Genomic DNA, 20021 nt, shown 5'->3' with positions numbered 1-20021 from the left:
CTTCGGCCATCCACATGCGGCGCCGCTCGATAGTGTCGCGAAAGGAGGAGACAAGTTGATGGCACGAGACGATTCGCACGCGCTCAGGCGCACAGGCTCGCTCGCGGCGCTGGCCCTCTCCCTCGCGGCGCCCGCGGGCTGCGGCGGAGGCGAGGAGACGAGCACGACGAGCACGACGCCGCAGACGACGTCCACGTACGAGGACCCCCCCGAGCTCCAGCCGGGCGCGGACGGAGCGTACGAGCTGCGTTTCGGCCCGAGCGAGGTCGAGATCGACGGGCGGCGGTTCTGTCTCCGTGCGTACAACGGAATGACGAGCGGCCCCACGATCCGCATTCCGAAGGGCGAGGATCGCAAGGTCCACGTGACCCTGCATAACGACTTCACGAAGAGCGACTTCCGCGAGATCGCGAGCATGATGGGCCATGGCAACAGGTCGTGCCACGACTTCAACCTGACGAACTTGCACGGCCACGGCCTGCACGTGCAGCCCAACTTCGCGACGGACGATCCCGCGGACCCGTGCGAGGGGGACGGCTGCGCGCCCGAGGGGAGGTATTTCGGCGACCACGTGCTGCACGCGGTGGGGCCGGGCGAGAGCGCCCGGTACCGCTGGGACCTGGACGAGGACGGGATCCACCACGAGGGCACGGACTGGTACCACCCTCACATCCACGGCTCCACGGCCATCCAGGTCATGGATGGGGCCGCCGGGGCGCTCCTCATCGAGGGCGCGCTCGACGAGCTGCCCGGCATCGCCAGGGCCAGAGAGCGGGTGATGGTCATGACGCAGGTGGCCATCGATCACCAGAACACGGTGCCCTTGAAGGAGGGAGAGGCCTGCACCGAGGACAACCTGTCGGTCACCGACTTCCTCGCTGTCGAGTCGCTCCGGGCCACGCTGATCAACGGCAAGCTCAGGCCGCGGCTCACGACGCCGCCCGGGCAGGTGGAGCGCTGGCGCATGGTCTACGCGGGCAGCCCGGACGAGATGGGGATGAAGCTCCACGTCGCGAAGGACGCTTCGTGCTCCGACTTCGACAAGGCGCCCATCGAGACGACGCAGATCGCGCGCGACGGGCTGACGCTCCCGCAGCTCTACAGGAGCGACACGGTGTGGGTCTCCCCCGGCTACCGCGCCGACGTGATGGTGAAGATGCCTGAAGGCAAGCAGACGCTCTGCCTCGTCGGTCGCCGGCCGAACGATCTCCTGGGGAGCGTGATCGCGATCGTCGACGTGGACCCGAGCGCGGGCGAGCCCACCGAGGTGAACCTGCCCGCGGAGGCGGACGTGGCCGCGCTCGCGCCGCCCACCTCGTGGACCGGCGCGGTCGACGGGAAGGAGATGGAGGTGAGCTGCGATTCGGTCGAGGCCGTGCACCAGAAGGTGGTGCTCCTCGTGCCCACGCCGGGGAGCAACCCGCCCGACCTCAGCAGCGATGTGGCGCTCATGTCCTGTGACCCGGGAGACCACCCGCACGAGGTCGATCCGGACGCGCCGGTGTGCATCTGCCCGGATCCGAACATCAGCTGCCGCAAGTTCGACGAGCGGCGCGCCCGCGGCTACCGGAGCGATCGGGTCATGACCGTCGGCAGCGCGGAGCGGTGGGAGATCCGCGCGTTCGACGGGCACCCTTTCCATATCCACATCAACCCGTTCCTCGTGTGCCCCAACAAATCGAACAAGGAGCCCAACTTCGCCCACTGGCGAGACACGATGTGGGTCCAGGTCGAGGACGGGCCGCGCGACGTGATCATGAACCCCCGGAAGTTCACGGGCCAGTTCGTGGCGCACTGCCACAAGCTGAACCACGAGGACGAAGGGATGATGGAGCTCGTGGAGATCTGCGACCCGGGAGATGAAGAGTGCCTGTGTCAGGGGACGGACGAGAGCGGCGCGTGCATCTCCCAGGCGGGGTGTCAGCCGGACGATCTCGCGTGTCAGTTCGCGAAGACGGCGACCGACGCGTACCCGGCGCCGCCGCCGCCGAACCTGGAGCTCTGCGGGCCGTGATGGCGCCCGTCGCGTCGACCCGCTGACGGGAGGCCGGATCAGACCGCCGGCGGCTCGGTCTGGCGCTGCCACGCGCGGTGCATGGCGATCGCCTTGACGAACGCCGGCGCCGCGGCGGCCACCGCGTCGTCCGGCAGGACGAGCAGGCCCGGGTCGGCCCCCGCGGCCGCCTTGATGCCAGCGGCCTCGGCGAGCGGCGCCGCCGACGCTGGCACGAGCAGCGGCTTGCAGTGGCGGTACTGGAGCTGGACGAACTCGACAGCGAGCCCGTCGCGCGCCAGCGCCGCCGCGCCCTTGCCGGGCAGCAGCGCCGCGGCGTCGAAGAGGACGCTCGGGGCCGCCTCGATCGTCACCTCGACCGGCAGCTCGTCGCCCTCGGCCGTGCGCACCACCCCGAGGCGCGCGCCGACGTAGCGGGGCACCGCGCCCGCCAGCAGCAGCGCCTCGTAGAGCGCGCCCGCCTCCGCCCCGCTCACGCCGTCGGCGACGACGAGCGCGACGCGGCGGCCGAGGATGCGGCCATCGCCGGGCCGGGCGAACAGCGACAGGGCCGGCGACACAGCGACCTCCGGGTCCTTGACGGGCGGCGCCACGATCGAGAGCGGCTCGGGGAGCGGCATGCCGAGGTCGGCCGCGACCTGCGCGGCCAGCCCCTCGTCGACGTTCCGCAGCATCCGGACCATGCGCTCGCGGATCGCCTGCGTCTGCACCCGCGTCAGCTCGAAGCGGAAGGCGCGGGCGATGTGCGCGCGCTCGACGGGCGTCTGGCTCGCCCAGAAGAGGCGCGCCTGCGTGTAGTGGTCCGCGAACTTCTCGGGCTTCGCGCGCAGCTTGCTCGGCTCGGTCGCGGCCTGCTGCGCCAGGAGCCGCTCGGCGACCGAGGCGAAGCCGCGCGCGCCGGCCTGGAAGGGGCAGCCACCGGCGAGCGAGTTGGGCTCATAGTTCACGCGGCCCCGGTTGATCGCCTGGCGGTGGAACCCGTCACGCTGGTTGTTGTGCACCTCGGCGACAGGCGCGTTGATGGGGATCTCGTGGAAGTTCGGCCCGCCGAGGCGCGTGAGCTGCGTGTCGAGGTACGAGAAGTTGCGCCCCTGGAGCAGCGGGTCGTTCGTGAAGTCGATGCCAGGCACGATGTGCTGCGTGCAGAACGCGACCTGCTCCGTCTCGGCGAAGAAGTTGTCGGGGTTGCGGTTCAAGACGAGCCGGCCGACCGTGCGCAGGGGCGCGAGCTCCTCCGGCACGATCTTGGTCGCGTCGAGCACATCGAAGCTCCACCGCTCGGCCTCGGCCTCCGTGAACGTCTGGATCTGCAAGAGGTACTCGGGGAACGCGCCGCCCTCGATGGCCTCCCAGAGATCGCGGCGGTGGAAGTCGGGGTCGGCGCCCGCGATCTTCACCGCCTCGTCCCAGTCGAGCGAGTGCGTGCCGAGCACGGGAGTCCAGTGGAACTTCACGAGCGTCGCTTCGCCGGCCGCGTTGACGAGCCGGAAGGTGTGCACGCCGAAGCCCTGCATCGTCCGGAAGCTGCGCGGGATCGCCCGGTCGCTCATCTGCCACATGACCATGTGCATCGACTCGGGCATGAGCGAGATGAAGTCCCAGAAGGTGTCGTGCGCGCTCGACGCCTGCGGCATCTGGTGGTGCGGCTCGGGTTTGACGGCGTGCACCACGTCGGGGAACTTCATCGCGTCCTGGATGAAGAAGACAGGGATGTTGTTGCCGACGAGATCCCAGTTGCCCTCTTCGGTGTAGAACTTCACGGCGAAGCCGCGCACGTCGCGCACCGTATCGGCGCTGCCGCGCTCGCCCGCCACGGTCGAGAAGCGCACGAAGACAGGCGTCCGCTTGCCGACCTTGGCGAAGGGCGCGGCCTTGGTGACCGAGGTGATGTCCTCGGTGCACTCGAAGTAACCGTGCGCGCCCGAGCCGCGCGCGTGCACCACGCGCTCGGGGATGCGCTCGTGATCGAAGTGCGTGATCTTCTCGCGCAGGATGAAGTCCTCGAGCAGCGTCGGGCCGCGCAGCCCCGCGCGCAGCGAGTTCTGGTTGTCCCCGACGGGCACGCCCTGGTTCGTCGTGAGCGCCCGACCGAGCGAGTCGACCCGATGCTTCTGCAGAGGCCCCTGGTTCGGATTTTCGCCCGGCGCCGCCTTGGCGCCGTTCTTCTCGGACTCGTTGCTCTCGGTGATCGTGCTCGCGGTCGCGTCGAGGTTCTCGGGCTTCGCCGTGGCACCTTGCGGCGGCTGTGGCATTTTGCCGCGTAGCGCGTACTCGGCGCCTTTGTTCACGTTCTCGGGGATCGCGGCGACGAGCGCTTCCGTGGCGTCGATCTTCGCGTCGAGGCGGTCGGCTGCTGCCACGTGGCGCACCCGGGCGTCCTCACTGCTCGTCCCGCTGCCGAGCGCGGTCGCCGCGCGCTCGAGGAGGCTGCGTTTCGTCCGTGCCGCCCGCGGCTTCGCCGACGGGCCACCCATCGATTGCTTCGCGCTGCCCGCGCCCTTCTCGGTCGGCGCCGGCACACTGGACGACGGCTTCGCGGGGTCTTTGCGTTCGGTCATGAGATGTCCTCCGGGGAGCCGGGGTTTCAGCAAAGGGCGCACCAACGCGCGGGGCGACTTTCAGGCAAGCCCGGGCGGCCGGCGCGCGGCCGAGCCCGTTATGGCGCCTCGGTCGGCCCGCCGCGTCCTGGCGGGGCGTCGCCGTGCCGCCGGCCGCGGGCGCAGACGGGGCGCGCGTGAGCCCGAGCTCCTCCGACCGGAAGGCGCGCCGGAGAGACTGCGGAGTTTCCACCCCACCGCATGGTGCCCGCACCCGCATCCATGCGTTGTCACACCATGGATGACGACAACCTGCGCCGATGGTTGTGGACCGACGCGACCGCGAGCGCGTCGGACGATCCGGCAGGGGTCCTCTTGTCCGTGGAGCGGGACCACGTGGACTCGGTCTGGAGAGAGCACAGCCAGACCAATGTTCGCGTCCTGATCCGGAACGAGCAGCGCCCGGTGGACATGGATGTCTTGCCGCGCCGGGTCGATGCGCCGTCGCGATGCACCGTGCCCGAGCGCCTCGCCCGCCACGAGCGCGTGCTCGTCGTCGGCGGGCGAGGCTCGGGAAAGACGGCGCTCATCGCGCGGCTCGCCGCGCAGGCCGCAGCAGACCAGCTCGTCGAGCTCCCCGTGGAGCCGCTGGCCGCGCTCCTGCGGCAGCAGCTGGACGGCGCTCGCTGGGTCGAGGGGCCGCGCCTCGTCCTCCGCAGGGCGGACGAAGAATGACGAAGAACACATGGATGAGGATGAACACGGCGACAGCGACCGCGATCCCCGGGACGGCCCGCTCGATCGCGAAGCGGCCGGCGACGCCCGTGAGCTCGGAGAGCTCGCGCAGGACATCGACGGGATGGTCGAGCGCGTCGTCGAAGAGATCCGCCGGCACCAGGGATCGCTGCTCGAGCCACGCCCCGGGTTCTTTTCGTTCGCGGACCTCTCCTACCAGGCGTACCTGAACGCGCTCGAGCACGTCAGAATCGGCGCGCTGCGACCGAAAGGCCGACGACGGTAGGGTTTGGAGCGCCCGCCGAGGAGCTCGAGGCGGTGGTCCGCCGCATCGGCGAGAGCTACTTGGATTCGAGGTACGTTCGGTAGTGGTCCGGTTCGAGGATGGGGATCGCGTCGTTCTTCGTGACGCACGACATCCAGTACGGACCGGCGAGCCTCATGAACGCCTCGAACTGGGCCTCGGGCGTCGTCTCCTCGATGAAGTAGAAGAGCTTGTCGCGCACCATGTTCTCGATCTGGCTCTTCATCTCCTTGGGAAAACCCTTCGGGTCGCCCCAGAGGAAGACCTGTTCGCCGTGGCGGATGGCGCGCGTCAGGAGGATCTCGCCCTTGCTGTAGGCATCGACCGACGGGAATGCCGAGATGGTCCGGCCCGAGATCAGCTCGCGGAAGTTCGCGACGGTCTTCGTCCGTCCGGCGTCCTGGTAGAGGCCGAGACGGCTCTTGCGCGCCTCGTCGATGAAGCGCAAAAACCCCGGCCCCGCCTCGGTCCCCTTGACGAACTCCTCGAAGTAGTCGAGCGCAGTCTGGCGCTCGGGGCCGAAGGGGAAGTCCATCAGCGCCCAGCTCTGGACGAAGACGCCGTCCTCGAAGGCCGGGTCGCTCATGAAGAGCCTCTCCAAGTCCTTCCAGCAGCGGGTCAGCGCCGGGTACTTGTTCTCCGCGACGCACGCGATGCCGAAGAAAAGGAGAAAGCGGTACGCACGCATGTAGTCGGCGAAACCAGGCGGACCCTCGATCCTCTCGGTAAGGAAGGCGTGAGCTGCCTTGACGTTCCGAAGCTGGTCGAGCGTGAAGCGCGACGGATCCAGATTGCCCGGTAGAATCGAGAGCCATGCAGGCTTCTTCTTCGCCATCGGGCCAGCGATAGCAGGCGGCGCGGCGGGCTTCCATCCCCAGCGCGGCGGAAAGTTCAGCGGTCCAGCCGCCGGGAGGGCCGCTGAACGCGCAGCCGGTCGTTCGGACCGAGCCGAGTAGCCGACCCCGAGGAGAGCGAGGAGAAGGGGCGGAGCAAGAGACTTCCGTCGGCAGCGGGTCACAGCCAGCGACGCCGCGGTGGCGGGGTCCAGTCGACGAGCCACGTCATCGAGGACGAGAGGCCGTGCGCCCGCGGGCGCGCACGATCTCCTCGTACTCCGCCAAGGCGCCCTCGGCTTCCGCTCGCCGCCGGATCTCGGCCATCACCTCCTCGTGCGGGATGAAGGGCCCCGCCGCACCGGCCGCGACCGCCTCGCGCTCCTCGTCCGAGATCTTCTCGTCGGAGACCATGGGCGCGAGGCGGAACGCCCGCAGGACCGGGGCCTTCTCGTCGAGATCGGGAGCCATGGCGGGCGCGGCGCTGTCTCGTCGGGGGCTCATGCCGGAAGGCTACTACGGGCCCCTCGTCGGATCGACGGTGCAGGATGTGGAGAATGCAGACCGCGGACGGCAATGCGCGTCGTCAGCGGAGCCGCTCCCGTTCCCAGCGCTCCTGCTCGGCGATCGACGCTTCGGCCACGCGCACGCCGTCGACGAAGAGCTCCGCGTCCGCGTTGCTGCCTGTGGTGGTCGCCCCGTCGAGCGCTGCGGCGTGCTCGCTCGTGCGCCGAGGTGCTTGGGTATCTGGTCGCCGCCATGGCCAAAGACGCGCTCTCGGCCCATTGCCTCGTCGTCGACGCCACCGGAGTGCTCGTCCAGGCCAAGGACAAGTGCCGGCGTGGACACTTCTGGGTGCTCGTGGCCGATCGGGACCACGTGCTCTTCCGCTTCACGCCGCGTCACAACCAGGATGGCCCCAAGGAGTTTCTCCGCGGATACAAGGGCTACGTCCAGGCCGACGCATCGAGCGTCCACGAGGAGCTGTTCCGGACCGAACAGGTCACCGAAGCCGGCTGCTGGGCCCATTTCCGCCGGCGCTTCTTTGAAACGATGTCGTCGGACCGGGAGCGTGCGACGACGGCGCTCGGCTTCATTCACCAGCTCTTCGCCATCGACGAGGCGACCAAGGACCTGGCTCCCGGTCGCCGCACCGAGCAGCGCCGAAGCCATGCCATGCCCAGCCCGTGCTCGATGCCTTCCGCGCATGGCTCGACAGCGAGGAGCTGCTCGTGCTGCCCAGGAGCCCCGTCGCTGGCGCCATCGGGGATGCGCGCAACCAGTGGCCCGCGCTCATCCGCTTTCTTGAAGATGGGTGGCTCCGCCTGGACAGAGAGCTCGATCTGCTTGGTGGTGAGGGGGCGCGCTTCGAAGCTCGCGTGACCGGAACATCGTCCGCTTCACCCTCGTACTGCGAGATCGGAGCGACCTTGGCCCTGGGTATGCAATGCTTCTTGTGGTTCCACACCAGCATGTGATCGGAAATGCAGAATTTCCGAGCAGTACCCCGGAGGGAGAGCTCGTTCGTTCGGAGGATCCTCTCGATCTCCGCACGAGCCACATGTCTACAAACCGCACAAACCATCATACGTCTGGAAGCATGACGTACGTAATCAAACAAACAAGCAATTACGGCTTTCCTACATCAATATTTCACGCTGAAGAGACGAGAAGAATGGCGTTGAACAGCCTGGCAGGCTCGTCCTTGACGTGGCCAGGGGCCAGGCTCCACGTGCTCCTCGGGGGAAGCACATGAGACGGCTGCTGTGCGTGCTGGGTCTTCTCGGAGCCACAGGCCTGGCGACGATGGTAGGATGTGGAGCATCGCCAGAGGTGGACGAACCTGAAGCGGCCAGCGGCGAGGTCGAACTGCCTGACTCCCTGGACGAGTGCAACCGGGCATGTCGGAACGGACAGCAGGCGATGGAGCAGTTTTGCGCCCAGCTACCACCGGACCCTCGCTTGAAGGCGGGTTGCTGGGCGGCGGCGAAGGGTAGCTTGGTCGCGTGCCTCGGCTGGTGTTACTGGCACTACGGTACGTGAAGAGGACGTCCGCTTGACACCCTGCGGGAAGGGGCCGCAAGGTGCGTCCTATGCAGGACGACACCCCGCTCGAACCCATCGCAGAACGCCGCCTTTCGGTCGTGGGCGAGCCCGGTCGGGTGGTGACTGTGACTATCGGCAAGCCGGTGCAGAAGGCGTCCGGCGACTGGGCGTGCCCGGTCGATATTCAGGGACTTGGGGAGGCGGTGCGAGATTCCGCCTACGGTGTGGACGCCGTGCAAGCTCTACAGCTCGCCTTCGAGACGGCTCGTCAGTCCCTCAAGAACTCTGGGCTTCCGGTCACCTGGTGCGACGGAGAGCCCGGAGAGACGGGATTCCCCGTCGCCGTGCCGTACATCTTTGGACGCACCTTCGAGGACAGGATGGAGCGGCTGATCGAGGATGAGATCGAGAAGGCCGTGGAGGCGAAGAAGAAGGGTGCGCCCGGCTGAAGCCGCCTCCCTGCGCACCTGCTCCGAGAGGGGGCGTGACCGCGGGTGTCTCGATCGCCTGGTCTTAGGACGGGGCTACACCGGGTCGTCCTCGTCCGGGGAGGCGAGCATGTGGGCCATGTCCTCAAGCGCGGGGCCATCCCGCCGGAGCTCGTCGAGCGGGCCCGCGAGATCGGCCTGATCCCTCTCAACGCCGCTGGGCGATCCGCTTGTTGAGAATCTCCAAGAGATGGCCGAGCCGGACCCCGCGGAGGAGGGGGTCTTCCTCCACTCGTACTGCTGCGAGAAGCTCCAGCAGCTCGTCCACGCCGAGAAAGCTCACTCGGGCTAGCCGTGGCCGTGCCCCCGATCCCGTTGCCTCACCGTTGCCACGTCGGGTGGGTCGTAGCGTCCCGTCCTGTCGCGTCCCGTCCGGTAGCCGATGGGGGCTAACCCTGCGGAATGACCTAGATTTACCTAGAGGACCGATCAGTTTGATTTTGTGATAATCCCGAGCGTTTCGATGGAAGGCTCGACGGTCTCGCCGAGCCATGATCTCGTCCGCGCCCGGAGGTGCACGGATGGAACGATGGTCGCCGCCGGTGGAGCTGTCGCGGCAGGAACAGGCGCTCATGAAACGGTTGACCCGGGTGCGAGCCCTGTTCGGCTTTCTCAGGCTGCACCGGCACGAGCTATTCGACGAGACGTTCCAGGAGCAGCTGGAGAGCATGTACCGGACCACGGGAGCAGGTGAGCCGCCGCATCCGCCGGCGCTGATGTGCATGGTCACGCTGCTCCAGGGATACGTCGGCGCATCGGATGCCGAGGCGGTGGAGCTGTCGATCGTCGACCTTCGCTGGCAGATGGTGCTCGGCTGCCTGGGGGCGGCCACGCCCGCGTTTTCGCAGGGCGCGCTGCAGGCGTTCCGAGAGCGGATGGTCGAGCATGAGATGGACCGGGTGCTGCTGGAGCGGACCGTGGCGCTCGTTCGGTCGGGCGCGATGACGGAGAGCGAGAGGCGTGCGGTGTCCAAAGCGCTGCGCGTGGCCATCGATAGCCGCCCTTTAGCGGGAGCCGGGCGGGTTGAGGACACGATCAACCTGCTCGGCCATGCAGCACGCACCATCGTCCGCGTCGTGTCGAAGATCACGGAGCGCCCGCCCGAGGAGATCTGTCGCAAGGCGGGCATCCCGCTACTTCTGGCTCCCAGCATCAAGGCCGGGCTCGACCTCGATTGGAGCGACCCGAAACAGAAGGCGGCGGCGATTCAGATCCTGGAACGGCAGGTCTCGTCCCTGCAGCAGTGGGTGGACCGCCATCTGGACGACGTCGTCGAGCAGCCGCTCCGCTTCTATATGGATGCGGTCACACAGGTTCGGGACCAAGACCTGGAAACGGCTGAGGATGGGACCGTTCGCATCCGTCAAGGTGTTGCACCTGACCGCCGTGTCTCCATTGAGGACGCTGAGATGCGCCACGGAAGAAAGAGCCGCTCGAAGAGGTTTGATGGCTACAAGGAACACATCGCACGCGACCTGGACCTTCCCGTCATCGTCGCCTGTGCGGTCACGCCAGCGAATCGCCCCGAAGAAGAGGGGGCCGCACCGATCGCCAAGGACATCCAACGTCAACGGCTGCGCCTCGGCGAGCTCCACATCGATCGCGCCTATGTGAACAGTCCCGTCGTTGACGACGTGATCCGCGACGGTGGCCAGGTGTTCTCGAAGCCTTGGGGACAGCGTGCTCGCAGCCCCAACCTGTTCAGCAAGCGCGACTTCAAGATCGACCTGCGCGCCAAGACGATCACCTGTCCGGCAGGACAGGTCGAGGTATTCGAGCCCGGCGACACGGTCGAGTTTGATCCTGAGGATTGCGGCGCGTGCCCCCTCCGAGCCAGGTGCACCCAAGCCGCCTCGGGACGGGGGCGGACCGTGTCCATTGCGGAGGACGAGGCTCTGCAGCGCAAATTCCGGAAGCTGCAGCAGACGGGGGCAGGTCGCGCCGTGCTCCGCCAGCGGGTGGCTGTAGAGCATGCGCTCGCCCACATCGCGGCACGGAAGGGCCACACTGCACGCTACATCGGCGCCAGGAGAAATCTGTTCGACCTCCGGCGCGCAGCAGCGATCCAGAATCTCGAGGCAGCCCAACGCCTGCTGCAGCAGGCAGCGTAAGCTGCCGGAATTAAATGGTTTTCAATATGTTTGTCACTCTAGCACCCCCGGCAAGAATTGAACTTGCGACCTTCGGTTTAGGAAACCGCTGCTCTATCCACTGAGCTACGGGGGCAGGGGCGACAGCCGCTACGGGCGCCGGACCCTGGCACACCTCGCCTCACGCATCAAGCCAGATCCCGAGCCGCGCCCTCGTCCAGCCCGCTCTTCCGCCGCGCCTCACCGTCCCGCGCTCCTCCGCCGGCCGCCAGCCCGCGCTCTCTCGCCGGCCACCGCCCTCCGCGCGCCTCGATCACTTCCACACCTCGCCCCAGAGCGCCGCCCCGATCGCCAGCGCGCCCGCTCCCCGCATCAGTCCTGCCCTCAGCGCCGCCACGGCGCGCTCGCGGTTCCCCCTCACGACCCGGGCGATCTGCTGCGCCCCCCGGTAGGCGTGGGTCGGCCTCACCACCTCGACCTGCACCTCGTCCCCGAGGCCGAGATCGATCCTCTCCCCCGTCCCCTTCCCCCCGGCCCACGCATCGCTCCCCGCTGCGCCGTCGTCTCCCGCCGCCATCACCCCCATCGCCCCCGCCTCGATCTCCGCTGCGATCCGCTCCGCGACCTCGTCCCCCGCCCCGCTCCGCTCCCGCGGCAGCTTCAGCACCCTCGCGATATCCATCGCGTCCAGCGCGCACATTCCCCCCACCACGCCGAACCCCATCGCCGCCACGAGGCGCCCCAGGTCGGGCGCCGCCGCCCCCGCCAGCCCCGACCCCAGCTGCAGCGCCACCGCGATCACCGCCGCCGTGGCCGCCCACACCGCCCGCCGATCCGAGAGCGCCACGATCGAGCCGGCGCGCGCCCGCCCGACGCGGTTCGCGGCGCTCAGCACCACCGCGAGCGCCGGGACGAACGGCAGCGCGATCACCGCGCCGGCCGCCGCGCCGAAGATCATCGCTGCCGGCCCCGCGACGAGCCCGATGATCAGCCCGTTCACGGCGCCGGCCGCCACGATGGCCCACAGCGCCGGCACGCCCTCCACGAACGGCCCCCGCCGGGTCCATTTCCCCGGCGCGTCGACCCACGGCAGACCGTCCGCCGGCGCATCGCCCGCGCCGAACGCCATCGATCCATCACCCCGGACGCCTCCGCTCCGCGGCGTCAGGTAGTAACCCAGCAGCGCCGCGACGATCGGGGTCACACCCGCGAGCCAGAAGCGGAGCGCGTGCTCGTCCGTCGCGAGGACGTCGGCCGCGAGCCAGCCGCCCACGAGCCCGATCGCCCCGCAGGGGAGCACGAGCGACACGGGCGCATCAGGTGACATGGAATCGGGCGTTGAACGCGGCATCTCGAAGCCCTCCGGCTCGTTCGTTCCCCTTCGACGCGCAGGCCCTCGAGCAGCTTCCAGGTCCCTGGCGCGCCGCCCGACCTTCCATCATCTCACCACGGCGCTCCATGCGCACTGCACACGGTCCGCGCCATCAGCCCGGCCCTGCCCGCGGGTGCGGGTAGTGGCTGAGCGCCACCAGGTTCCCGTCGGGATCGCGCGCGTACATCGTGTAGGCGCTCTCCCGCTCGACGATCACGCCGCCCGCGGCCAGCCGGCGGCGCCACGCCTCCCGCTCGGACGGCGTGATCCCGAGGGCGACGCAGTGCCAGCCAGGCGCCTCGTCCGCACGCATCGGCCCGGCGGCGCCCGCCCGCTCCACGGCCAGAAAGGCGCCGCCCCCGAGCTCCAGCCATACCGATCGAGGCGCTCCGGCCTCGTCCGTCCAGCGCCGCACCACCGGCAATCCGAGGACGCCCGCGTAGAACGCCTCGGCCCGCACCAGATCGCGCACGACCACGGCCAGGTGATGGACCGACAGCGGCGCGACTGTCCCGCTCATGCTGCGCCCTCATTTCAGCGCCTTTCTCGCGGCGACGCACCTGAAAAGCCACACGGGCGCCGCGCGGCCGACGCCTCGCCGACGCCGGGCGCTCGATCGGCCGGCGCCAGGCGCTCGACGCGCTCGACGCTCGGCGCGACCTGTCTTGCCCCGGCAGGGCGCCTCGTCTATGGTCCCGCTCGCGGACGCGCTCTGCCCGGGGAGTCGCACAGTCCGGTAGTGCACGAGCTTTGGGTGCTCGTTGTCGCGGGTTCAAATCCCGCCTCCCCGACCCTCTCCGACGATCCTCGCCCCTCGCGGGCCCTGCGGCCTCGAAGCCCGGTGGCCCCGGCCTTGCGGCTCAGCTGGCTCGCCGCTCGCGTCCCCGTCGCATCCGTCATCGCACCCGCCGCGCATCGAACTTGGCCTCCTCGGGTCCGCTGCGCATAGTCCCGCCGATGTCGACGCCCGTAAGACTCCTGCTCGGCGCATGTCTCTCCCTGTCCGTCGTCGCAGGGTGCGGCGGGCCGCAGACGGCCGCCCCGGCAGCGGCTCCGGCGCCGCGCGCGCAGAGCGCAACGCCGCCCAAGCAGGCGGTGCCCGCCGGGCAGCTCGCCCGCGCCGACGTCGACCGGGTGCTGCTGCAGGGGCCGCCCTGGATCCTGCGGCGCGTGCCGGTCGAGGAGGTCGTCCGGGCGGGCGCGTTCATCGGCTGGAAGATCCTCGCGCTGCCCGCGGACTGGAGCAGCATCGAGCTCAAGACCGGCGACGTCGTCACCCAGGTCAACGGCACGACCCTGGAGCGCCCGGACGACCTGTTCGCGGCCTATCGCGCCCTGGCCAGCGCCAGCGAGCTCAAGATCACGTACGAGCGCGAGGGCGCCGCGCGCGAGCTCGTCGTGCCCATCGTCGGAGCCCCGTCCAAGGAGACCGTCGAGACCTTCGCGAGCGACAGCCCCCCGCGCCGCGCGACGACCGCCCGGCCGCGGGGAACGACGGTGATCGAGGAAGACGACGGCGGCGCGCCGCTCGAAGGCAGCGCGCCGTGAAGCGCGTACCGGCGCCGCGCGCCGCGCACCCATTGCGCGGCGCCGCGCCTCACATGTCGAAGGCGAGCCCCAGGACCCACGTCGAGGTGCCGACGTGCATCTGCGGGCGCGAGCCCAGCCCGTCGAGGTTCGCGAACATCCACTCGCCGAACAGGTACGTGTGGTTGATGCCCGTCGTCTCATCGAGCTGGGAGGCCGAGCGGCGGTCCAGCCAGTTGAGCGCGAGCATCCCGCCGAACGCGAGGTGCGTGCCCCACGTGATGCCCTCGCCCCGGACGCCATCGGGCTTCGGCGTGCCAGGGCCCGACGTCGTGGTCCATAACCCCATCCCCAGGCCCACCTTCGCGTAAGGCACGATCGGGACGCCCGTCTTGCGCATCAGCTCGTCGGCGCGCAGGACGGCGGACAGGTGCATCGGCATGATGGTGAGCGAGGTCTCCTCTGCCTCGGCCCTCTGGTCGCTGCCCGCCACGAAGGCGCTCGCCGACGCCGACGTGTACCCCCAGCCGAGCCCTGGGCCGATCGCGCCGACGTACGGGATCCGGAGCGGCAGCCAGTCGACCTCGACCCCGAAATAGAACTCCTGGCCGTCGCCGAAGGTCTTCCCGTAGGGGCCCGCGCCGGAGAACTCCTCGTCGACCTGGGGAGAGTACGGGGCGAAGCGGAGCTCGAACGCGAAGCTCTGAGGAGACGCATAGCGCTCCTCTCGCTGGATCCTCGAGCGATCGTGCTGCCGCCAGTCACCCATCCCGGGGCTCGTTTGGGCGCCGGCGACGGAGGCGGCGAGGAGCGCCGCGCTGCCGGCGAGGCAGGCGGCCGCCTGATGACGGAGATGACAGCTCATTCGCTCTCCTGCGTGAAGGAACGCGCGTGCGTGTGCGCGTGGCGTCGACGACGGCGCCTGCGCAGCAACCCGAGCGCCGCGCCGGCCGCGACGGCGGCGAGCGGCGCAGCGGCCCACCGGCCCGCCCCCACCGGCCCTTCGATGCTGCAGAAGCCCCCACCGGCTTGCCCGCCGGCGTCCCGGTACTGCTCGAAGAACCCGTCGACGTCGGTCGCGGTCGCACAGGAGATCGCCGACAGCGGCCCGGCATTGCCCACCTGGTCATAGGCCGCGACGCCGACGACATACGACCTGCCGTTGACGATGTTCTTCGTGGCCTCGCCACGGCTGCCCCTCCCCACGCTGCCGCACTGCTGCGCGGAGTCCGGGATCTCCCCCGGCACCAGGAGCGACGAATGGCAGCCGGAGCTGCCGCCGCTCGTCGTTCCCCCGCCGGTTCCCGCCGCGCCGTCGCCTCCGCCGGCTGCCCCGCCGCCGGCTCCCGCCGCGCCGTCGCCTCCGCCGGCTGCCCCTGCCCCGCTCGAGGCAGGCGAGGACTGCCCGCCGTCGTCGCAGTAGAGATAGTAGCCGAGCACTTCATCGGCCTCGTTCTGCGTGTAATCGACGAGGATACGCCCATCGCCGGAGTGCGCTTGCACGTCCGTCGGCGGCTTCGGGCCCTGGAGGTCCACCTTGGTCTGCTCCCATTTCGCGAACTCCGGCTCGCTGTCGTCCGCGCTGGAGAGCCGCAGGAAGTAAACGACCATCTTGACCGCCTCGGTGCTCCCCCGCGACGTGTCCTCGCAGTCGTCGGCGCCGAGCAGCTGCTTCGCGATCTCCTTGGCCGGCAGCGTGACGACCACCGTCTCATCCACGCCGGGCGTCACCGGGAGCCGCTTGCAGTAATCGCCGGGCTGGCGATTCTCGGCCTGGGTGCAATCCGTCGACTCGGTGACCCACACCTCGAGGCTATCGCTGCTCGTCGGGTTGGTCAGCGTGAGCGTGAGCTCCAGATCGTTGCCGGTGACGCAGTCCTCATGGCTGATCCAGAGGGGGTTCTGCGCGTCCGGGCGAGTGACCTTGGTGCGCACCACCTGGCTGCTGATGTTCACCGTCGCGCCGGCCTGTCGCGCGCCTCCGGCGAGCGCCGCCGCCGCGAGGGCCACCGCGCACAGCCGGGGGAGATGCCGCCGCCCTCGCGGCCGGAGCCGGACGGGATACCTTGTCGTGTCCATGGGCGCGTCCTTTCAGCACAGCTCGTACCACGCCGCAAATGCCCCGCACAGCCCTTCGAACGGCGCGGAAATCGTTCGTGCGCCCGCGCCGGATGCCGCGTCGAACGCGCCCTCGGAGGCCCCTGCGGTCCCGTCGGAGGCGTCCTTGGAGGCGTCCTCGACGCCCCACCTCGGAGGCTCGGAGGCGCGCCGCATGACGAGCTGGCCATGGTCACCGTCCATTCCTGACAAGTTGGCATCGGTGCCGCGGAGCAGGGTGAGCGGACCGCCGCGCAGCGCCATGGGCCGACGGACGGGCTGCGTGGCCCGAAACACGCGCTCTTCGAGAGAGCTCGGCTAGCTTGAGGCAGGTGGATTCGACCGACGCCGCTCCCCCGCAGCCGGGCTCGAAGGCAGGGCCGAGCGCGAAGGAGCGCGCCGCGGCGCCGGAGACGGTGCGCCCGACCTCGAGCCGGCCCAGCCGGCTGGCGCCGAGCGGCGCCGCCCCTGACGCCCACACGGCCGTCCTCGGCGTCCCCCTCGACCGCGTCGAGCTGCACCGGACCGCGCTGCTCTTCTGCCTGCTCTTCCTCGCCGCCCTCCTCTTCGTCGTCGGCCGCTCCGCGCGCGACGCGCTCTTCCTCACCAGGTTCCCCGTCACCTGGATCGCGCCGATGTGGATCGTCTACGGCGTCGCCTCCGCCGTCGCCGCGCTCGCGTACGACCGCGTCGCCCGCCGCCTGCCGCGCGCCCAGCTCTGCGTCGCCTTCGCCCTCTTCGGCGCAGCCACGTTCGCGCTGCTGCGCGTCCTCATCGGCCAGGAGGTGCGCGCCGCGTACCTGGTCTTCTACATCTGGTCCGAGATCATCGCGAACTTCACCGCCGTCCTCGTCTGGGCCGTCGCCCAGGACCTGCACGACCCGCGCAGCGCCAAGCGCCTCTTCGGCCTGATCGGCAGCGGGCGCGTCGTCGGCACCGTCGCCTGCGGCTTCGCGACGGGCGCCGTCGTCCGGTGGATCGGCACCGAGAACCTCCTGTTCGTGCTCATCGCGGCGCTCCTCGCCATGGCCGCGCTCACGAGCGCGCTCGCGCGGCGCTACCCGCTCGGGCGCCCCCCGTCCGGCGACGAAGAGCTCCTCCAGGCCCGCCTTCCGCGCATGGACGTGTGGCGATCGCGCTACGCCCTCACCGTCGCGCTGCTGACCTTCCTCCTCTTCACGGTCCTCACGATCGGCGACTACCAGTTCAAGGCGATCGCCCTCACGGCCTACCCCCACGTCGACGACCTCACCCGGTTCATGGGGTTCCTCTACGGCGCCGTCGGCGTGGTCGGCCTCCTCGTGCAGCTCGTCGCGACCCCCCGGGTCCTCCGGCGCCACGGCGTGCTCGGCGGGCTGCTCGCCATGCCGGCCGCGTTCACCGCGAGCACCGTCGCGCTGCTCGCGGCGCCGTCGCTCGCCTGGGGCGCGATCCTCAAGCTGAGCGACAACGCGCTGCAGCTCACGATCTACGACGCGACGATGCAGCTCTTGTTCTTCCCGTTCCCGCCGGCGCTGCGGGAGCGGGTGCGGACGCTCGTCTCCACGATCGCCAAGCCCCTCGGCTACGGGCTCGGCGCGCTGATCCTGCTCGTCGTGGCGCCCACCGCCGCGACGGGCCCCGCGCTCGTCGAGGAGGCCGCGTGGATCGGCGTCTACTCCCTCCCGCTCTGCGCCGCCGCCATCGCCCTCCTCCCGCTCGTGCGGCGCGGCTACTTCGACGCCATGCGCCGGACGTTGATGCGCCGCCAGATCGAGCCGGACAGCGTCGCGTACGGCCCCCAGACGCGCGCGATCCTCAAGGAGGCGCTCTACAGCCGCGCCATGGTGCAGGTGCTCTTCGCGGTCGAACAGCTCCAGCAGCTCGACCCGACCCTCGTGCGCGAGGCCGTGCCCGCGCTCGCGCGCCACGGCTCGGCCAGGGTGCGCGCGCTCGCGGTGCGCCTCGCGGCCGAGCTCGAGCACGAGGAGGGCGCGAGCATCGCGCGCGCGGCGATCCACGACCGGAACACCGACGTCCGCGTCGCCGCCGTCGCCGCGCTCGCCGCGCTGCTGCGGGAGGACGCCCACGACGAGCTGCTCGCGCTCACGCGGGCGGGCGCCGCGCCCCGCGCCGCCGCGGACGCGCCCGGCGGCGAGGCGCTCCGGGCCGCCGCGATCGCCGCGCTCCTGCGCTACTGCGGCCTCGACGGCATGCTCGAGGGCGCGCCGCGGCTGCGCGCGCTGCTCGACAGCCCGTCGCCCCGCGATCGCGTCGCCGCCGCCAGGATCCTCGGCCTGGTCGGCCACGCGTCGCTCCAGCGCGCGCTCGCGCGGCTCATCGGCGATCCCGATCCCGCGGTGCGGCGCGCGGCCGTGCGCTCCTCGTCGAGCGTCGCCGACCCGCGCCTGCTCCCCCTGCTCGCGGACGCGCTCGCCGAGCGCGCCCTCGCGCCGGCCGCGGCCCGGGCCATCGAGGCGCTCGGCGACGACGCCATCCCGGAGCTCGCGGCGCGCCTCGACGACGACGACACCCCGCGGGCCGTGCGGCTCGCGATCCCGCGGGTGCTCGCGCGGCTCTGCAGCCACGACGCGCTCGACGTGCTGCTCGCCCGGATCGACGACCCGAACGAGGCCCTCCGCCAGAAGGTGCTCGCGTCGGCGTCGCGCCTGCGCCTCGCGCTGCGCGCGCCGCCGGCGCCTCTCCGCGTGATCCGCGCCTGCATCGACGACGAGACGCTGGAGCACGTCCGCACGCGCGAGGCGTACATCGCGGTGCGCCCCCGCGTCGTCGGCGCGCTGCTCGATCAGCACCTGCTCCGCCGGCTGCGGAAGGGGCTCATCCGCGTGCTCCGGCTGTGCGAGCTCGCCTACCCGCGCGAGGTCGTCGCCCTGGTGCGAACCCACGTCTTCGGCCCGGATCCCGCGCTGCGGGCCAACGCGTTCGAGGTGCTCGAGTCGCTGCTCGACCGCCCGCTGCGCGAGCGCCTCGTCTCCCTCGTCGAGCGGCTGCTCGAGCTGTCCGCGGCGTTCCCCCGGAGGCCCCTGCCGCCGGAGGCCGGGGTCATCTCCTGGATCCGCCACGAGATCGTGCGCGGCGACCCCTACAGCGCCGCGCTCGCGCTCGATGCCGTCGCCCGGAGCTCCATCTCCGGCGCCGCCGGGGACGCGCTCGCCGCGACCTACGATCCGGACCCGCTGGTCCGCGAGGCGGCCGCCATCGCGGTCGCCGTCACGTCGCCGCCGGGCGCCCGCGAGCGGCTGGACGCGCTGCGGGCCGATGAGGATCCCGCGGTGGCCCGTTACGCACGATACTGGGCGGTCACCGGCGGCACCGGCATCGACCCCGAGGACGAGATGTACACGACGATCGAGAAGGTCCTGTTCCTCCAGCGCGTTCCGCTCTTCTCCCGCGTGGCCGGCGACGATCTGGTGGCGCTGGCGCGCGGCTCGCTCGTCGTGTCGCTGGCCCGGGGCGACGTCATCTTCCGCCAGGGTGAGCCTGGCGGCGCGCTCTACTCGATCATCTCGGGCGAGGTGAGCCTCACGCTGGACGGCCGCGAGATCGCGCGCCTCGGCGCGAACGACGTGTTCGGCGAGATGTCGCTCTTCGACAGCGAGCCGAGGGCCTCGACCGCGGTGGTGACCGAGGACGCGGAGCTGCTCCGGGTCTCCGCCGAGGATTTCCACGAGGCGGTGCGGGAGACGGCCGAGATCGCGGACGCCGTGATCCGGGTGCTGAACCGGCGCCTGCGCGAGGCCGACCGCAAGCTGGCCGACGCGCACGCGCGGCTGTCGCTCCTTCCGAGGCCGCCGGCGCTGCCCGGCAGAGCGCCGCCTCCGGGGGACGAGACGCCGGCGCTCGACGACAGCGATCTGGACTGAGGAGCGCCGCGCGCTCGCTCGATCGAGCGAGCGCTGCCGGTCCACGCCGCCTGGTGCGCGGCGCGGGCGATGTGGACCGTTGCTTGCAGTGCAGCTGCAATATTCGAGCGCTCAG

16 protein-coding genes, 2 tRNA genes and 1 pseudogene are annotated in these 20021 nt (G+C 70.6%); 10 read left to right on the top strand and 9 right to left on the bottom strand.

The genetic code is table 11. The annotated features are described in order from the left end of the window. Positions 1-58: 58 nt before the first annotated feature. Complete coding sequence (locus tag WME95_RS12005) at positions 59-2014, top strand: multicopper oxidase family protein (RefSeq protein WP_437908510.1); 1956 nt, start codon at positions 59-61, stop codon at positions 2012-2014. Positions 2015-2052: 38 nt separating this feature from the next. On the opposite strand, the gene WME95_RS12000 is transcribed toward WME95_RS12005, so the two are convergent. Further along, positions 2053-4572, bottom strand: a complete 2520-nt coding sequence (locus tag WME95_RS12000) for a catalase (RefSeq protein ID WP_437908509.1) — start codon at positions 4570-4572, stop codon at positions 2053-2055. A 276-nt stretch (positions 4573-4848) separates the two neighbouring features. On the opposite strand from WME95_RS12000, the gene WME95_RS11995 reads away from it, so the two are divergent. Continuing rightward, a complete protein-coding gene (locus WME95_RS11995) occupies positions 4849-5286 on the top strand; it encodes a hypothetical protein (RefSeq protein WP_437908508.1) in 438 nt (145 codons plus the stop codon). 10 nt (positions 5287-5296) lie between these two features. Then, positions 5297-5572 (top strand): hypothetical protein, encoded by a 276-nt coding sequence (locus tag WME95_RS11990; protein ID WP_437908507.1) that lies wholly within the window; start codon positions 5297-5299, stop codon positions 5570-5572. A 55-nt stretch (positions 5573-5627) separates the two neighbouring features. Here WME95_RS11990 and WME95_RS11985 read toward each other — a convergent pair whose 3' ends face one another. Continuing rightward, on the bottom strand, positions 5628-6425 hold the full coding sequence (locus WME95_RS11985; protein ID WP_437908506.1) for a hypothetical protein: 798 nt from the start codon (positions 6423-6425) through the stop codon (positions 5628-5630). Positions 6426-6651: 226 nt separating this feature from the next. Then, entirely contained in the window at positions 6652-6927 is a 276-nt protein-coding gene (locus WME95_RS11980) for a hypothetical protein (protein ID WP_437908505.1), read from the bottom strand. 72 nt (positions 6928-6999) lie between these two features. Between WME95_RS11980 and WME95_RS11975 the strand changes: the two are divergent. From WME95_RS11975 to WME95_RS11960, 4 genes and pseudogenes are all read left to right on the top strand, one after another. Next, positions 7000-7545: pseudogene (locus WME95_RS11975) on the top strand (IS66 family transposase); the annotation flags it as partial. A 65-nt stretch (positions 7546-7610) separates the two neighbouring features. Next, positions 7611-7901, top strand: a complete 291-nt coding sequence (locus tag WME95_RS11970; protein WP_437908504.1) for an IS66 family transposase — start codon at positions 7611-7613, stop codon at positions 7899-7901. Positions 7902-8516: 615 nt separating this feature from the next. Beyond that, complete coding sequence (locus WME95_RS11965; protein ID WP_437908503.1) at positions 8517-8918, top strand: DUF6968 family protein; 402 nt, start codon at positions 8517-8519, stop codon at positions 8916-8918. Positions 8919-9478: 560 nt separating this feature from the next. Further along, positions 9479-11068, top strand: coding sequence for an IS1182 family transposase (locus tag WME95_RS11960; protein WP_437905279.1), 1590 nt, complete (start codon positions 9479-9481; stop codon positions 11066-11068). 42 nt (positions 11069-11110) lie between these two features. Here WME95_RS11960 and WME95_RS11955 read toward each other — a convergent pair. The 3 genes from WME95_RS11955 to WME95_RS11945 all read right to left on the bottom strand — a co-directional run bounded on the left by WME95_RS11955 (position 11111) and on the right by WME95_RS11945 (position 12939). Continuing rightward, positions 11111-11183 (bottom strand) — tRNA-Arg (locus WME95_RS11955). 177 nt (positions 11184-11360) lie between these two features. Then, positions 11361-12374, bottom strand: a complete 1014-nt coding sequence (locus WME95_RS11950) for a hypothetical protein (RefSeq protein WP_437908502.1) — start codon at positions 12372-12374, stop codon at positions 11361-11363. A 157-nt stretch (positions 12375-12531) separates the two neighbouring features. Further along, positions 12532-12939 carry a VOC family protein gene (locus WME95_RS11945; protein ID WP_437908501.1) on the bottom strand — a complete coding sequence of 136 codons (408 nt, stop codon included), beginning with the start codon at positions 12937-12939 and terminating at the stop codon, positions 12532-12534. A gap of 197 nt (positions 12940-13136) precedes the next feature. Between WME95_RS11945 and WME95_RS11940 the strand changes: the two genes are divergently transcribed. Both WME95_RS11940 and WME95_RS11935 read left to right on the top strand, forming a co-directional pair. Beyond that, positions 13137-13210, top strand: a tRNA-Pro gene (locus WME95_RS11940). Positions 13211-13376: 166 nt separating this feature from the next. Further along, complete coding sequence (locus WME95_RS11935; protein WP_437908500.1) at positions 13377-13967, top strand: serine protease; 591 nt, start codon at positions 13377-13379, stop codon at positions 13965-13967. Between the two features lie 49 nt (positions 13968-14016). Here the strand turns inward: WME95_RS11935 and WME95_RS11930 are convergent, their stop codons facing one another. From WME95_RS11930 to WME95_RS11920, 3 genes are read right to left on the bottom strand one after another with little or no spacing between them, the layout of a single operon-like run. Next, complete coding sequence (locus WME95_RS11930; RefSeq protein WP_437908499.1) at positions 14017-14811, bottom strand: MXAN_2562 family outer membrane beta-barrel protein; 795 nt, start codon at positions 14809-14811, stop codon at positions 14017-14019. Next, positions 14808-16025, bottom strand: coding sequence for a hypothetical protein (locus WME95_RS11925; RefSeq protein ID WP_437908498.1), 1218 nt, complete (start codon positions 16023-16025; stop codon positions 14808-14810). Before WME95_RS11925 ends, WME95_RS11930 begins: the two co-directional genes overlap by 4 nt. Positions 16026-16037: 12 nt before the next feature. Then, positions 16038-16307 (bottom strand): hypothetical protein, encoded by a 270-nt coding sequence (locus tag WME95_RS11920; protein WP_437908497.1) that lies wholly within the window; start codon positions 16305-16307, stop codon positions 16038-16040. A 68-nt stretch (positions 16308-16375) separates the two neighbouring features. Between WME95_RS11920 and WME95_RS11915 the strand changes: the two genes are divergently transcribed. After that, positions 16376-19906 carry a HEAT repeat domain-containing protein gene (locus WME95_RS11915; RefSeq protein ID WP_437908496.1) on the top strand — a complete coding sequence of 1177 codons (3531 nt, stop codon included), beginning with the start codon at positions 16376-16378 and terminating at the stop codon, positions 19904-19906. The last annotated feature ends 115 nt before the right edge of the window (positions 19907-20021 follow it).

The sequence above is a fragment of the Sorangium sp. So ce327 genome, from assembly GCF_051530205.1.
In the GTDB taxonomy this organism is placed as follows: Bacteria; Myxococcota_A; Polyangia; order Polyangiales; family Polyangiaceae; genus Sorangium; species Sorangium cellulosum_B.
The sequence above is the reverse complement of the archived record's forward strand: the minus strand, read 5'-3'. Positions and strand labels throughout refer to the sequence as shown.

Excerpts from the sequence above, each read along its gene's own strand:
- WME95_RS12005 (WP_437908510.1), top strand. The coding sequence starts at position 59 with ATGGCACGAGACGATTCGCACGCGCTCAGGCGCACAGGCTCGCTCGCG.
- WME95_RS12000 (WP_437908509.1), bottom strand. The coding sequence starts at position 4,572 with ATGACCGAACGCAAAGACCCCGCGAAGCCGTCGTCCAGTGTGCCGGCG.
- WME95_RS11930 (WP_437908499.1), bottom strand. The coding sequence starts at position 14,811 with ATGAGCTGTCATCTCCGTCATCAGGCGGCCGCCTGCCTCGCCGGCAGC.
- WME95_RS11920 (WP_437908497.1), bottom strand. The coding sequence starts at position 16,307 with ATGGCGCTGCGCGGCGGTCCGCTCACCCTGCTCCGCGGCACCGATGCC.
- WME95_RS11995 (WP_437908508.1), top strand. The coding sequence starts at position 4,849 with ATGGATGACGACAACCTGCGCCGATGGTTGTGGACCGACGCGACCGCG.
- WME95_RS11945 (WP_437908501.1), bottom strand. The coding sequence starts at position 12,939 with ATGAGCGGGACAGTCGCGCCGCTGTCGGTCCATCACCTGGCCGTGGTC.
- WME95_RS11990 (WP_437908507.1), top strand. The coding sequence starts at position 5,297 with ATGGATGAGGATGAACACGGCGACAGCGACCGCGATCCCCGGGACGGC.
- WME95_RS11965 (WP_437908503.1), top strand. The coding sequence starts at position 8,517 with ATGCAGGACGACACCCCGCTCGAACCCATCGCAGAACGCCGCCTTTCG.
- WME95_RS11950 (WP_437908502.1), bottom strand. The coding sequence starts at position 12,374 with ATGTCACCTGATGCGCCCGTGTCGCTCGTGCTCCCCTGCGGGGCGATC.
- WME95_RS11935 (WP_437908500.1), top strand. The coding sequence starts at position 13,377 with ATGTCGACGCCCGTAAGACTCCTGCTCGGCGCATGTCTCTCCCTGTCC.
- WME95_RS11925 (WP_437908498.1), bottom strand. The coding sequence starts at position 16,025 with ATGGACACGACAAGGTATCCCGTCCGGCTCCGGCCGCGAGGGCGGCGG.
- WME95_RS11980 (WP_437908505.1), bottom strand. The coding sequence starts at position 6,927 with ATGAGCCCCCGACGAGACAGCGCCGCGCCCGCCATGGCTCCCGATCTC.
- WME95_RS11985 (WP_437908506.1), bottom strand. The coding sequence starts at position 6,425 with ATGGCGAAGAAGAAGCCTGCATGGCTCTCGATTCTACCGGGCAATCTG.
- WME95_RS11960 (WP_437905279.1), top strand. The coding sequence starts at position 9,479 with ATGGAACGATGGTCGCCGCCGGTGGAGCTGTCGCGGCAGGAACAGGCG.